The following is a 14358-nucleotide window of genomic DNA, read 5'->3' as shown; positions in this document are numbered from 1 at the left end:
TTCGATGCCTACGAGCGTGCGGAAGACCGCGTGGCGAAGCCAATGACGGCAATCCCCAACAACGCAACGAGAAGCGAGAGCGCAGCAGCGGTTCCAAATGCCCCCGCCTGCTGCAGATTGAAGATGACGACGCCGAGCGTCTGCGAGCCGGGAGACAGTAACAACACCGAGAGGGTGAGCTCACGCACCGCGGTGACCGCGACAATGACGCCGCCGGAGAGCGCTGCCGGCAACGCCATGCGTGCTGAAATATCCCACAGCGCTCGCACTGGGCCGGCGCCAGCAATGCGGGCCGACTCTTCGGCGCTCGCGGCGGTGCTCTGCAATGGCGCCACGACCGCCTGCACGACGAGCGCGATGAACGATGTGACATATGCGCAGAGAATGAGCCACGGGGTGTTGAACAGGCCGATGCGCGGCGCGATGATGAGCCACGCGACCGCGATGACGAGGCCCGGAATGGCTTGCGGAACCAGGGTGAGCGCTTGGAGTCCGCGCGCGCTTTTCAGAGTGGTGCGAGTCGTCACAACGCCGACCGCGAGGCCGAGCACCATGCAGATGAGCGCGGCGCCAACGGCGAGCATGACCGAGTTGGTAGCGCCGGTGACGGTGTTGGAGCTACTCACCGCCGTCACGAAGTGATCGAGCGTGATGTTCTCCGGCGTGAAAGGCAGCCCGGGAGCGCGGATGAGCGCCTGCATCGCGAGAGCACACAACGGCAGTACGGTGAGACCCAGCACGATAGTTGCCACAATCGCACCTAGCGGTGTGCGCCAGCGACCCAGCGGCGTGCGCTGAATGGTTCCGATCACTTCAAACTGCACGCCGCGACGGCCACGTGCGGAGATTACGGCGTCAAGGATTAGCGAAAGCACGGCGACCGTGAGCAACACGCTGCCAATCGTCGCGACGACGGTGAGCGGACTGTCAACCGTGGCTGACTGCAGGTAGCGGTAGACGAGCGTGGAGAGCGTCGTGAAACGCTCAGGCAATCCGATGATGGAGGGGATGCCGAAGTCGGCGAGATTGCCGACGGTGATGAGCACGAAGCTCGAAAGCAGAGCGGGACGCAGTAGCGGGAGCGTGACGGTGGTGAGTGCACGCGCCGGGCCCGCGCCAGAGATGCGGGCGGCCTGCTCCAGGTCAGAGGGAATGCGACGCAGTGCCGCCGACATGATGAGCATCGCGAGCGGGTAGCTGTGCACGGTCAGCAAGAAGATGACGCCGTCGCCGCCGTACAGCGACCACAGGGGCGCGCCGGTGAAAGATGCCCACCAGCGGTTGAGGGGGCTGGCCGGGCCCAGTACGCCGAGCCACGCGATCGCGCCGACGAACGGCGGAACCAACATCGGCGACAAAGCAAACAGGCGCAGGATGTTGCGCCCGGGCAGGTCGGTGCGGTCAAACAGAATCGCGAGCGCGGTGCCGAACGCGACGGCGAAGAGGCCGCTGAGGGTCGCGGAGACGACCGAATTCACGGCGGCCTCGCGAACATCGGGTTCAAAAAGAACCGAGAAGTCGCCGCCGCTCAGCGCTAAGAGGACGACGGCGGTGAGTGGAACCAGGATGACGGCGCCGCACGCCAGCCACAGCGCGAAGACGAGTGTGCTGAGCGAACGCGGACGCGCCGAGCCCGAGGCCCGGCCGGCGGCCGAGCCTCGGGATGGAGTGGTGAGAGTGGTCACTTGAGGAAGAGCGCGCGGAACGTCTCGACAGCAGCGTCCTGCGACGAACGGATCGTCTCGAGGTCGGGGCTGAGGATCGTGATGTCGCTCATTGCCGGAGCGCCCTCGGGCGAACCGACGTCGGAGCGCACCGGCAGATACGCCTGCTCGACAGCAAGCTTCTGGCCCTCGGCGCTGACGAGGAAGTCAATGAACGCCTGTGCAGCCTCGGGGCTGTCAGAGTCGGCGAAGATACCCGCCGGCTGGGAAACGTAGGGAACACCCTCGGTCGGGTACGAGACCGCGATCGGCGAACCCTGAGCCGCGAGTTCGCGCACCAGGTAGTCGACGACGATGCCGACCGGCTGGGTGCCGGTCGCGACGGCCTGCGAAACCGGGCCGTTGCTGTCGGCGATGACGGGCTTGTTCTTGGCGAGATTCTCCAACCACTTCTCGCCGAGCGCGTCTTCGTTCATCCAGACCGCAGCGTTGTAGGCGGCCGCGCCCGAAACATCAGGGTTCGGCATCACGATCTTGTCGGCGTACTCCGCGGCGGTGAGGTCTTCCCACGATGTCGGCGGGGTCGTGATCATCGTCGTGTTGTACGCGATAACGGTCGGGATGATGCGGGTGCCGACGTAGTAGTTCTCGGGGTCAACGACGTCAGGGTTGAGTGCTTCCACGTCTTTGGGCGTGTACTGCGCGAGCAAGCCGTCCGCCGCGTAGTTTTCAAAGGTTCCGGCGTCCGCCGCCAGCAGCACGTCAGCCTGCACTGCGCCCGACGTCTGCTCGGCGGCAATGCGGGCGGTGAGGTCACCGGTGCCGGCGCGGAAGATCTCAACCGTGATCTCGGGGTGCGTTTCGTTGAACGCTGCGACCAGGGCGTCGGCCTTGGCCTGTGGCTCTGACGTGTAGAGCGTGATGGTAGTGGGCTCGAGGGTTTCGGTCTCGGTTTCTTCGGTTGCTTCGGGCTTCTTTTCTGGTGCCGCTTCGGTTGCGGGGGCCGAGCAACCTGCGAGCAGCATGCCGCCAGCGGCGAGAGCGGTGAGAGCAAACAAACGGTGACGCTTGATGGTCATGGTTTTCCTTAACGGGTAGGGATGGTGAGAGGAGATGTGAAAAGCGGACGAGGGGTTTGGAGGGCAACAGCCGTGGTGGCGGCGGCGCCGGGGAGGAGATGCACGAGCGAGAACATCGGCATGTCATGGCCGCTGACGTACTCAGGGCCCGCGTCCATCACCTGGTGGTACGAGAGCGAAGGACCAACGGAGATCGGAACCCCGCGGACGGTTGCAGACAGCGCGTGATGAAAGTGGCCAGAGAGCACGAGGCGCACGTCGCGGCCGGCTGAAATGTCGAGAAACTCGCTCGCGTCGGCGAGGCCCGCACGGGCCAGAGATGGCATCGGCGAACCCAGTGGCGCGTGGTGCACGGCAATCACCGTGCCGAGCGGTGCGGGGGTTTCTAGTTCGCCGCGCAGCCAATCGCGCTGCTCGGCACCGAGCTCACCCGTGTGTGAGTCGAGCAGAATGACACGGAGCCCATCGAGCATGACCGTGCGAAAGTGAGTCGTCTCGTGGCCGCGAAGAACGTGCGATGCCTGCGGATCATCGTGATTGCCGAGCACGGTCAGCACCGGGGCGCCCGCTTGCTGTTCGAGCTCGGCGAAAGCATCGCGCAGCGCCGGATAGATGCCGGGATTGCGGCGTTCAGCGAGGTCGCCAGAGACGATGATGGCCTCGGGAGTGACTCCGACATCGGCGAGGTAGCGTCCGAGCCGAGAAAGCCGTTCAATGCCGTCGATAGAGCCGTACAGTGCGCGATCTTCGGTGGCGTGAACATCGCTGACGTGGACGATCGTGAGGCGACCGGATTCGATGCTCATGCTGCTCTGCTCGCTTTGATGCGAAGCGCAGCGAGCTGCGCTTCGGTGATGCCGTGGGCGCGGAGGTATTCGGTAGCGCCGCCCCACTCGGCGATAACGGCAAGTGCATGGTGCATTGCCGCGGGTGGGCTATCGAGGTGAAGGCGCATGATGCTCGCGCTGTCTTCAGACGCCGCCGCAATCGTTTCGGCGTGAGCCAGGCGAACCGGTCGCACCTCGGCGCCCGACGCGGCATAATCGTCGATCACGTCACTCTCGCTATCGCCGGCGGCCAAACGGGCCAGCGCAACGACGAGGCCGGTGCGGTCTTTGCCCGCCGTACAGTGCACAAGAGCTGCGCCCTGGGCGTCGGCGACGACACCGACGGCCTTCGCGAGCGCATCACCGCGGTCGCGGAGGAGCGATTCGTAAACCGCCTCCAGCGTGCCGATGGCCGGTGGGGTGGTTCCGTAGAGGGGAATGTTGATGATCGGCAGATCTGCGCGGCGAGCCGGAACCTCGTTGGGCTCTCGGAGGTCAACGACGACGGTGACGAGTGCGTCTGCAAGAACGGACTTGCCGGTCTCTGTGATCTGTTCAGGCGCTCCCGTGCGAACCAGCCACGGGGTGGGTGCGCCGATCGTGCGGAGGTTGAAAATTCCGGTGTCGTTCGCCATGCTCACTCCGTGTTACCTGCGTTCCGCTGGATCTGGAACGTCGTTACATGAGTAGCGTCACGGCCTTTGGTGAACGCCGGGTTACCACGGGTTGAAGCCCACTGGAACGCGGAGTGTGCGGTGCGTTGTCCCCGGAATCGTGCCCCGCTGGGCCCGTGTTTCGCAGCCTAGCTGGCTAGTCGTCTGCGATGGCGTCGGCGACGACGTGACGCATTTGCGTGACATCGGCGTGCGAGGCATGACGGGCGAGCTCAGCGTGGAGTGCGTGCAACACAACGGTGTGGCCGAGCCGCGCGTATGCCGGATCAACGGCGTGCGGCGTGCTCGCGGGGCCCGTGGAAATGGTGACGTGGGCGAGCCTGCCGAGAAAAGAACGTGCGTAGCTCGTGATGACGATGACGTGGGCGCCGCGCTCGTGGGCGGCGGTGACGGCGCGCATCGTTTGCGCGTTCGCGCCCGAATAGCTCAGTGCCAGGGCGACATCCACGTCAGTGAGTGCGTTTGCGGCGAACTGCTGCGCCAAAGCGTCGACGGGAGCCTCTATCGAGTAACCGATCGTCTGCATGCGCAACGCGAAGTCTTGGAGCGGTGGGCCGGAAAAGCCGCCACCGATCAGCACGATGCGACGGGCGCGCGACAGGAGGTCAACCGCTGCCAGGATGCGATCGTCGTCAACGCATTCTCGTGCCGTGCCCAGGGCAGAGATTGCCTCGTCAAAGGCCGTCGCGCGTTGGTCTTCTCGCGTGGCCTGCGACGGCGTGGCCCGCGCGACTTCGAGGCGGAGGTGTTGAAAACCCCGAAATCCGAGACTCTGACAGGCGCGGATAACCGTTGCGGTTGACGTACCGGCGGCCTGGGCGAGCTCTGCGGTAGAGAGCCCGGTGATGTGGTCTGGGCGCTCGAGGATCAGCGCGGCAACGCGACGTTCACTGGGCACGAGGGACCCAAGCGATGCGCCGATTCGCGCGAGTGTGCCGGGATCTGTCGTCATGGCCTGCCCTGTCGTGAACGGTTGTTGGCGTGAATCTACACGGCAGGGTTAACGAGAAGGGAACGTGCGTGATCTGATGCCGACCGGGTCACCGCTTCTTTACGGGCTTGGGGGATGCCGCGGCCGGTGCTGCCTCAGCTTCGGTTTGGCTCTCCGTCTCGACTGCTACGTCGTCGGTGGGCTCTTCTTCGGTGGTGTCAGCCCGGCGACCCACGCGCGTGCGCCAGACGGCGAGGGCGGCGATCATGAGGATGGCGGCGGCGATGCCGATGACGTAGATGCCGACGCCGAAGTAGCCGTTGGGCTGCAGGTAGGGGTTCAGGAACGGATACGGGTACCAATACGGGTCGCCGGTGACCGGGCTCGTGACGTTTTCGCCGCGTACCAGCGTGTAGATCACCCACGCGATCGGGAAGATGACGGCGACGCCCATGGCTGTCCACCCGAGCGGTCGGCGCGCGATGCAGAGCACCAGATCGAGCAAGAACATGATCGGGCCGATGAGGTGCAGCACTTCGTTGGCCCACACGACCGTCGCGCCTTGCTCAAGCACGTAGCCGCGCAACAGCAGGTTGTAGACGATGCCGGTGATGACCATGTAGGTGCCGACGCTGATCCAGACGTACGACATCCAGCGGGGTTCCCACTGCTTCTTCGCACCCCGGGTGAGGAGCCAGAGTCCGCCCACGAGCATGACGATAACGCCGAGGCAGCTCGACAGGATCGTGAAGAAGCTGAAGAAGTTCACCAGCGTCGTTTCGACGTCGCGGCCCTTCTCCGCGGTGAGCGTGAAGGTTGTGACGAACTGCGCGACGACGGCCGCGGCCATTAACGCCGAGGTCGCCAGGCGAACGATCGCCCAGATGACACGGACATTCGTACCGGGATGCACCGCGTGACTGTCGCTCATGCGGTTAGCGTAGCGACCCGCGCTCGTTCGCGGATAGTGCGGGGTGTGTGTTTCGAAACCCGGTGCTATTCTCCGCTCAACCAGGCGCGATACGCGTCAAAGTTGTAGTCGCGGCCGAGGAAGTCGCGCACCAGGTCGGCGGCATCCTTCGTGCCACCGGGCTCGAGCACGGTTTCGCGGTAGCGGGTAGCGGCCGCCTCGTTCATGAGGTCGTCGCCGAACGCGGTGAGCAGGTCACGCGCGATGACGAGGGTCCACTGGTAGGTGTAGTAGCTCGCGCCGTAGCCGGTGAGGTGCCCGAACGCGCACGCGAAGTGGCTGTCCTCGAGGTTCTTTACCGGCGAGGTCGACTCAACCCACTGCGCGGCCGCGGTGGTGATGTCGGCCGGAACGTCATGGTGCAGTTGATACGAGACGCGGGCGAATCCGAGTTGGCGGCGCATCAAGAGTGCCCGGCCGAACGCGTCGGCTTCGCGCATGCGCTGCACGAGGGCAGCGGGAATCTGCTCACCCTCGGCGTTACGGGCGAATTGACCCAGCACGTCGGCGTCCCACGCCCACTCTTCAAGCATCTGGCTCGGAGCTTCGACGAAGTCCCACTCCGTGGCGATACCGCTCTGCGCCGTGAACCGCTGGTGTCCGGCGAGAATCGCGTGCACGAGGTGACCAAACTCGTGAAGGAACGTCGTCACCTCATCGTGCTCCATGGTTCCGCGCGCGAAGTTGCACATCAGCACACCCTCGGGCAGCTCGACGCCTTCGCGGCCCACGATCATGTCGAAGCAGGCAGCGTGGTTGTACTTGCCGTCGCGCGGGTGCATGTCGAGGTAGATGCGGCCGATCGTTTCGCCGCCCTTTGTGACGTCGAAAACGTGAACGTCTTCGTGCCACGTGGGCACCGTGACGGAGTGGTATTCGATACCGAGGAGCTTGCCGGTGAGGTCGAGCACGCCCTGCATGACGGCCGGGAAGCTGAAGTACGACCGCACGACCTGGGCGTCGACGTCGTACTGCTCGCGCTTGATGGTGTTGAGGAGATACGCGAGGTCGGCGGTGGTGACGGCAGAGGCTTCTGGAACCTCCTGCTGGAGGCGCGCGAGCACGGTTGCGTACTCAGCGGTGGCGGCGTCACGCGACGCATCGTCGACCTGGGTGAGGAAAGCGTCGACGTTCGCCGAGGACCCGGCCATGCGGGTGGCGGTTTCGACGTCTGACCAGTCGCCGAAACCGAGAAGCTGTGCGCGCTCGCGGCGGACGTCGAGGAGTTCGGCCAGGATCGGGTCGTTGATAGGCCACGCGAGATCGTTGTAGAGCTCGGAGATCGCGATGCGGGTGTCGCGGTTTGTGGCGTACTCGCGTACCGGAACATAGTCGGGGTAGTCGGTCGTCAGCGTGATGAGCCCGTCTTCGCCGACGGGGTGGTTGTCGATGAAGTCTTGCGGGAGCCCGGTGAGAGCATCGGGGGAGATGCGCAGGGATCGCTTGCCGTCGCGGATGTTTTTGCCGAATTCGACCCCGAGCTGGGAGTCGCGATCGGCGAGCTCTTTCGCGCGTGCGCGGCCGGCGTCGTCGAGCCCGACGCCAGCGAGGCGCAGGTCGCGGAGCGTGTGGTCGAGGAGGCGTGCCTGCTCGGCGTCGAGATCGCTCTCGTTGTCATGGGCGAGGGTGTTCGTGAAGAGTTCGAACAGGTCGCGGTCGAGCATGAGCTCGGTTTCGAATGCGACCGCAGCAAGGTAGCGTTCGGAGCCAGCGTCGCGGATCGCGGGGTCGGGGTGGCATTCGCTGAGGACATAGCTGGGCCCGCCGGCTGATCGCAGTGACCAGGTCACTTCGTTCCAGAGGTCGAGCGTCTCTGTGGACGTGCGGGGTGTGCCGTCTTTGAGGGCGGCGACGTGCTCACGAGCCTTCGCGAGGAAGGCGTCGGGTCGTGTTGTGACGAACTCCATCCACTCGTCGGCGGACGTCGGGAGTGTGAGCAGGTCATTGGTCATTCGTCGAGGCTATCTGTTCAGGCGTGGGCTGTGGGGTGAGCGCGTGGATGGGCTGGATCGACGCGGTTGCCGCGGCGAAGAGGGCGCCGTCATGTGCGCGGCGGGGGATCGGGGCGGAAGCGGCGCGGGGGATGATGGAGGCTCGCCCACGCGTAGGTCAGCGCAGCGCGCCGAGGTAGCACCTCGGGTGGGCGGCCGGGACGTCGGAGGACGAAATCGTCGGTGCCTGCGCGCGTGATGCGGGTTTTGTCGAGATGCAGCTGCCGATGATTGAAGTGGCACAGCAGAACACCGCGATCGATATCGGTTTTGCCGCACTCCTTCCACGGATCAATGTGATGCGCTTCGCAATATGACGCGGGGCGGTCGCAATCGAGCCAGCGACGGCCGCCATCACGCAGGGCGAGCGCAATTCGCTGCTGTGCACTGAATAAGCGCTGCTCGCGGTCGAGATTGACGTCGTCGCGCCACTGTTCAATGCGGAAAGACCGCTTCTCATAGCGCTCCTGGTATCGCTTCTCGGCGCCAACGGGATCAAGCTGATCACGAAGCGCCTTCGCCGCGCGATACAGCTCTGTGGTGTCGCGAATCGCGGCTTCTTCAACCAGCGTCTCCGCGGCAAGTGACCAGGCGTCAATAAACTCACGATCAACCTCGTCAGCCTCTTCACGCGTCAGAGCGCGTGGCTCGACACCGGCATCGGGCGCATCGTCGGCTCCAGGCGCAGGCGAGCCGGAGCTCTCGGGCACCGGGTCGCCGTGCGAATCACGCGCAATGCGAGGAGGCGCGCCCAACCCCTTCATGATCGAGTCGTGTTGCTGTGTCGTGAGTTGTTGGTCACGCAGCGCGCGCCCGAGCGGCGCATGCCACGGCTCGCGACACGGCACCGGCTCAGGATCCGGGCCAGCGTCACCCTCCGGGGAATCACCACCGCCAGCCGGCTCAGAAGCCGGGGCCGCAGGCGGAGAAACGAGACTCTCCACGAGCGATTCACCCACCCGAACCTGCTTCGCGGCCTCGGTGTAACTGGTTCCGATCACCGCTTGAATCAGCGACGTGGTGTTGCGATGCCCCTCTTTCTGCGCGAGGCCCTCGTGCCCGGCTTCGCGCGTCGACAGTGACGCGGCCATGCCGATGAGAACAGACCGAATGTACTCGGCCTCTTGCGTGACTGCCGTCACCTCACGGATCGCCGCCATCACCTCGTCGCGGGAGAAATCGCCCACGACATCGGTGATGATCGAGCGGTCAGCCTCGGGCGCAACAGACGCGCCCGCATGAGATACCGCGGTCGGTATCAGTGCGAGAACGTCGTGGAAAAGTGCCATACCTCATTGTGGCATTGGCCTTCGTCATTGGAAACAGTGTTCGATAGTCTGTGGAAAGCTCGACGCCACAACCCGCCTGTTGAGGAGCGAACGCTACGGAGCGACGGTCACCGCTGAGATGTCGACCGGGGTCTTCGGTGCCACCTGATCATCGGCGAGTCCGGCCTTCGCGACATCCTGCACGACCTTCACCGAAGCCTCATCAAACGTGCCGAACGGCGTGTAGGCGGGGGCGAGAGCGCCGGGCGCATCCTGGTAGACCAGGAAGAACTGGGAACCATTGGTATTGGGGCCAGCGTTGGCCATCGCCACGGTTCCTGCTGGGTACGTCTCTTTCGGGTCGAGCTCGTCGGCGAACGAGTATCCCGGGCCGCCCGAACCCGTGCCCGACGGGTCGCCGCACTGCAGTACGAAGATGCCCGACGTGGTCAGACGGTGGCACGACGTGCCATCGAAGTAGCCCTGCTCGGCGAGCGAAACAAAGTTGTTGACCGCGCACGGGGCCTTATCAGCGTCGAGCGTGAGGTTCAGGTCACCGGCCGACGTCGCGATCGTCACCGAAACTTCGCCGGTAACGGTGGGCTCGGCGGGCGGAACCTCGACAGCCTTCGCCGCCGGACGCGGGCTTGTGGGGTATGCGCACGCGCCGTCAGCTGTTGCGTCTGCCGATGGGCTGACGGCCGGCTCAGACGTCGGGGTCGAACCGGGCGTCGTCGCGCATCCGCCCAGGGTCAGAGCCAGCACAAACGTCGCAGCAATCGCCGCCATCCGAGAAAACCGCATGGTTAGAGCGTAAGGGGTGGCCCCTTACGCGTCACATTCCGCCACCCTCAAAGGCCTCTCAGGGCGAATGGGTAAGATTGGGTGGACCCACGCCCGGGTCCCTTTTCAGGGGGTGTATCCCAAAATGCCAGGAATCGTGATCGTCGGCGTCCAGTGGGGCGACGAGGGCAAAGGTAAAGCGACAGACCTTCTCGGTGAACGCACCGACTGGGTCGTCAAGTTCAACGGCGGTAACAACGCCGGCCACACCGTTGTTGTGGGCAACGAGAAGTACGCACTTCACTTGCTTCCCAGCGGCATCCTTTCGCCCGGAGTCACGCCCGTCATCGGTAACGGTGTCGTCATCGACCTCGAAGTCCTTTTCGCGGAGCTCACTGCGCTGAGCGCCCGCGGCATCGACGTCTCGCGCCTGAAGGTGAGCGCCAACGCGCACATCATCACGCAGTATCACCGCACGCTCGACAAGGTCACTGAGCGCTTCCTCGGAAAGCGCCAGATCGGAACCACGGGTCGCGGAATCGGACCGGCTTACGCCGACAAGATCAACCGTGTCGGTATTCGTGTGCAGGATCTGTTCGACGAGAACATTCTGCGCCAGAAGGTTGAGGGCGCCCTCGACCAGAAAAACCACCTGCTGGTCAAGCTTTTCAACCGTCGCGCCATCACGGCCGACGAAATTGTCGACGACCTGCTCGCCTACGCGGAGCGCCTGAAGCCCATGGTGGCTGACACGGCGCTGCTTCTGGCTGAGGCGCTCGACCGCAACGAGGTCGTCGTCTTCGAGGGTGGCCAGGCCACGATGCTCGACGTCGACCACGGCACGTACCCGTTCGTGACGTCGTCGTCGGCAACCGCCGGTGGCGCCGCAACAGGTTCGGGTGTTGGCCCCAACCGCCTCGACCGCATCGTCGGAATCGTCAAGGCCTACACGACCCGCGTCGGCTCCGGTCCGTTCACGACCGAGCTGTTCGACGCTGACGGCGACATGCTGCGCTCGCGCGGTTTCGAATTCGGAACCACGACGGGTCGTCCGCGTCGCGTCGGCTGGTACGACGCCCCGATCACCCGCTACGCCACGCGCATCAACGGTCTCACCGACCTCGTGCTGACGAAGCTCGACATCCTCACCGGCATCGAGCAGATCCCGGTGTGTGTCGCGTACGACGTTGATGGTGTTCGCTTTGACGAGGTTCCGGTCAACATGACCGACTTCCACCACGCCAAGCCGATCTACGAATACTTCCCCGGCTGGACGGAAGACATCTCCACCGCGCGTACGTTCGAAGACCTGCCGCAGAATGCGCAGGACTACGTTCTTGCGCTCGAGAAGATGAGCAACACTCGCATCTCGGTCATCGGCGTGGGCCCCGCCCGCGACGCGGCCATCGTACGCACGCCGTTGCTCGACTAATGCGGTTCTGGCTCGGCGGCTACACCGCTGACATGAGCGGCCACGCCAGCGGTATCGGCGTTTTGGTGGCAGGCGAACCTGCTGCGCAATCGCCGCGTGGCGCGCTCACGTTCAGTGGCACAGCCGTGCATGCCGAGTCTCCCTCGTGGCTGGTCGCGCACCCCACTGAAGACGTTGTTTACGCAACGCTCGAAGAGCGGGGTGCCGTCCAGGCCTTCCGCCGCACTGGTGACGACACGCTCGCACCGCTCGGTGCCCCGGTTTCGACCGGATACGCCACGTGCCACGCGGCCATCGCGCCGGGTGCGGGCACGCTGGTAACAGCCGCCTATGGCGACGGAACCATTACGCGCGTTGCGCTCGCGGCCGACGGTTCGCTGGGGGTGGCGACCGCACTGTCGTCGACCACCGATCCGTATAGCTTCGAGGCGGCGAACCCGCCGGCCAGCCTCGCGGCAAACGGAACCGTTGACTTGAGCGCCGCCGCTGCCGCACTTCGTGAGGCAGCGGGACCGGAGTTCGCACACCTGGTTCCGGACTACGACAACCCCGAGCCCGTTGAAACGCTGCCGGTGGTCGAAGACCCTAACGCCCGCGTCTCTCGCGGCCACCACACCACGTTCGTCTCGGGCGGATTGTTCGCGACGACCGACCTCGGCTTCGACCTCGTGCGCATTTGGCGCGGCGACACCGAGATTCAGCAGGTTGCCCTGCCGAAGGGCTCGGGCCCGCGTCACGCGGTGTGGCACCCGAGCGGTCACCTGTACGTCGTGACCGAGTACTCCGGCGAGGTTTACGGTCTGGCTCCCGACCGCGAAGGCGTGTGGCGCATCGTCACGGCCGTGCCGGTTTCGCGGGAAACATCATTCGGTGTCGACTACCCGGCTGAAATCTCGACGACTATTGACGGGCTGTACCTGCACGTGACGGTGCGTGGTTCTAACACCGTCGCAACGATCGCCGTGCTCGATGGCGGCGCCCGCCTCGAAAGCGTCGCGCTCGTCGAATCCGGTGTCGATTGGCCACGTCATCACGTACTCGTGGGTGACACGATTTTCGTCACCGGTCAACGCTCCGACGACGTCGTTTCGCGCAGCGTCGACCCGCGCACGGGTATTGTCGGCCAGCTTCTGCACCGCACCCCGGCCCCGACCCCGACGGCACTGGTTCCGCTCTTCGACTAGCGCCCGCCCGCCGCGGTTTTTGCAGCCGCGGCGGCACCCAGGCGGTGGCGGAGCCTATTTTGCGCGTCTTCGAGCCGCGCGGGTGATGTCGCCCGTTACTTGATCTCTGCCTGGCACGACGAGATGATCTCGGCGAGAACGTCTTGCGTCTTCTCGTCGTTGATGTTCTGATCCATCTCCTTGAACTCGTCGAGCGTGAAGTTCTCTTGCAGAGTCTCCAGCGAGCACTCGCAGTAGGCGGTCTGGCCGCCGCTGGAGTCTTCACAACTCGTCATGAAGTTTTCGGTGATGTCAGCGGGCCAGTCGCCATTGCCACCGCCCGCGGTGCTTGAGCACCCGGCAAGCGCCGCAACAGCGAGCGGAACCGTGAGAATAAGGGCTGCGAGTCGTCGGTTCATGTTCGGATGCTATCAGCCAGCTGTGACATTCGGCAGATCATGTGCCCGAAGCGTTCTAGGCTGGACGCATGACTGCGGAAGACCCCACCACCACGTTGCTGCGCCTCCGCGCGACGATCGACAACATCGACGCCGCCCTCATTTTTATGCTCGCGGAACGGTTCCGTGCCACGCAGCAGGTGGGCGTTCTCAAGGCCGAGCACGAAATGCCGGCGTCTGACCCGAAGCGTGAAGAGCAGCAGGTTGCGCGTCTCAAGCAGCTCGCCGAAGACGCGCACCTTGACCCTGAGTTTGCCGAGAAGTGGTTCAACTTCGTCGTCGCCGAGGTCATCCGCCACCACACGAAGACCGCCGAAGAGCGGACGTAAGCCCCCACCTCGTATCTCGCCTAATAACGTACCTCGGCGACGGGAGGGGGCGGAACCAGGGGATGGTTACGAGACGACGAGAGCGGTTGCGAGGCGCTCCAGGTCAGCGTCAGTCACGCCATTTGCCTGCAGAAACGCCGCCGATGATCCGTGCTGGTGCTCAACGCGCGCGAACATCGAGATGAGAAGCTCGGGCGGCGATGCCGTCGCCTTGTGCGCGGCGATACCAGGAATCGACGCGGGGTCGTGCCCGGCGAACAGGTCGGCGAGGTAGTCCGCACCGAGCAATCGCTGGGATGCCGAGAAATCGTCGAGAATGGTTGCTCGGTCGACGTCCAGAACATCAAGCATCAGCGCGCTAATAACGCCGGTGCGGTCTTTTCCTGCGGTGCAGTGCAACAGCACGCCGCGGCTCGCGCCCTGCGCAATCGCCGTCACGGCCGACGCTAACTGGCCGGCAAACGAGTCGACCATGTGGCCATACAACTCATCGAGCGTGTCGAACGGCAGGTCGCGGAGCTGGTCATCAAATACCGGAATGTGATGCACGGTCAGCTCATCGTGCTGCCAGGCGCCGGGCGTACGGGCGCGTTCGCCCGAGTCGCGCAGATCAACAATTGTGCGAACACCGGAACCAACAACATCGGTTGTGGCAACGCCCGGCTCGCGCATCGGGGCGGCAGAGCGAAACACCCGGTCGCCACGCACGTGGCGGCCATCGCGCGTGGTGAAGCCGCCGACGGGGCGGAAGTTGTGCAGCGCGGGCGGTGTCACCAGAGTCTCAGTCAT

14 protein-coding genes are annotated in these 14358 nt (G+C 64.8%); 3 read left to right on the top strand and 11 right to left on the bottom strand.

All coding sequences use genetic code 11. The annotated features are described in order from the left end of the window. Window positions 1–8 precede the first annotated feature (8 nt). The 9 genes from ACQUSY_RS03200 to ACQUSY_RS03160 form a co-directional block, all read right to left on the bottom strand. Complete coding sequence (locus tag ACQUSY_RS03200) at window positions 9–1685, bottom strand: ABC transporter permease (protein WP_428903068.1); 1677 nt, start codon at window positions 1683–1685, stop codon at window positions 9–11. Beyond that, window positions 1682–2737, bottom strand: a complete 1056-nt coding sequence (locus ACQUSY_RS03195) for an ABC transporter substrate-binding protein (RefSeq protein ID WP_489685719.1) — start codon at window positions 2735–2737, stop codon at window positions 1682–1684. The genes ACQUSY_RS03200 and ACQUSY_RS03195 overlap by 4 nt, the downstream gene beginning before the upstream one ends. A 14-nt stretch (window positions 2738–2751) precedes the next feature. Then, window positions 2752–3549: a metallophosphoesterase family protein gene (locus ACQUSY_RS03190; RefSeq protein ID WP_428903066.1), complete on the bottom strand. Its 798-nt coding sequence runs from the start codon at window positions 3547–3549 to the stop codon at window positions 2752–2754. Further along, window positions 3546–4205: a tyrosine-protein phosphatase gene (locus ACQUSY_RS03185; RefSeq protein WP_428903065.1), complete on the bottom strand. Its 660-nt coding sequence runs from the start codon at window positions 4203–4205 to the stop codon at window positions 3546–3548. The genes ACQUSY_RS03190 and ACQUSY_RS03185 overlap by 4 nt, the downstream gene beginning before the upstream one ends. 175 nt (window positions 4206–4380) lie before the next feature. Next, window positions 4381–5196, bottom strand: a complete 816-nt coding sequence (locus tag ACQUSY_RS03180; protein ID WP_428903064.1) for a MurR/RpiR family transcriptional regulator — start codon at window positions 5194–5196, stop codon at window positions 4381–4383. Window positions 5197–5284: 88 nt separating this feature from the next. Continuing rightward, window positions 5285–6106, bottom strand: coding sequence for a Pr6Pr family membrane protein (locus tag ACQUSY_RS03175; protein WP_428903063.1), 822 nt, complete (start codon window positions 6104–6106; stop codon window positions 5285–5287). A gap of 65 nt (window positions 6107–6171) precedes the next feature. Next, window positions 6172–8097 carry a M3 family metallopeptidase gene (locus tag ACQUSY_RS03170; RefSeq protein ID WP_428903062.1) on the bottom strand — a complete coding sequence of 642 codons (1926 nt, stop codon included), beginning with the start codon at window positions 8095–8097 and terminating at the stop codon, window positions 6172–6174. 89 nt (window positions 8098–8186) lie between these two features. Continuing rightward, a complete protein-coding gene (locus ACQUSY_RS03165) occupies window positions 8187–9425 on the bottom strand; it encodes an HNH endonuclease signature motif containing protein (RefSeq protein ID WP_428903061.1) in 1239 nt (412 codons plus the stop codon). A 93-nt stretch (window positions 9426–9518) separates the two neighbouring features. After that, window positions 9519–10208, bottom strand: coding sequence for a peptidylprolyl isomerase (locus ACQUSY_RS03160; protein ID WP_428903060.1), 690 nt, complete (start codon window positions 10206–10208; stop codon window positions 9519–9521). Window positions 10209–10332: 124 nt separating this feature from the next. Between ACQUSY_RS03160 and ACQUSY_RS03155 the strand changes: the two genes are divergently transcribed. Beyond that, window positions 10333–11619 carry an adenylosuccinate synthase gene (locus ACQUSY_RS03155; RefSeq protein WP_428903059.1) on the top strand — a complete coding sequence of 429 codons (1287 nt, stop codon included), beginning with the start codon at window positions 10333–10335 and terminating at the stop codon, window positions 11617–11619. After that, window positions 11619–12803, top strand: coding sequence for a lactonase family protein (locus ACQUSY_RS03150; RefSeq protein ID WP_428903058.1), 1185 nt, complete (start codon window positions 11619–11621; stop codon window positions 12801–12803). Before ACQUSY_RS03155 ends, ACQUSY_RS03150 begins: the two co-directional genes overlap by 1 nt. Window positions 12804–12898: 95 nt before the next feature. Here the strand turns inward: ACQUSY_RS03150 and ACQUSY_RS03145 are convergent, their stop codons facing one another. After that, complete coding sequence (locus ACQUSY_RS03145) at window positions 12899–13201, bottom strand: hypothetical protein (protein WP_428903057.1); 303 nt, start codon at window positions 13199–13201, stop codon at window positions 12899–12901. Between the two features lie 68 nt (window positions 13202–13269). Here ACQUSY_RS03145 and ACQUSY_RS03140 point away from each other — a divergent pair, with 68 nt between their 5' ends. After that, window positions 13270–13569 carry a chorismate mutase gene (locus ACQUSY_RS03140; RefSeq protein WP_428903056.1) on the top strand — a complete coding sequence of 100 codons (300 nt, stop codon included), beginning with the start codon at window positions 13270–13272 and terminating at the stop codon, window positions 13567–13569. Window positions 13570–13635: 66 nt separating this feature from the next. On the opposite strand, the gene ACQUSY_RS03135 is transcribed toward ACQUSY_RS03140, so the two are convergent. Further along, the gene (locus ACQUSY_RS03135; protein WP_428903055.1) at window positions 13636–14358 is read right to left on the bottom strand and encodes a tyrosine-protein phosphatase; all 723 of its coding nucleotides are present in this window, start codon (window positions 14356–14358) and stop codon (window positions 13636–13638) included.

This window comes from Microbacterium daqui (genome assembly GCF_050408675.1).
Lineage (GTDB): Bacteria > Actinomycetota > Actinomycetes > Actinomycetales > Microbacteriaceae > Microbacterium.
This window is presented reverse-complemented; position numbering and strand designations above follow the sequence as displayed.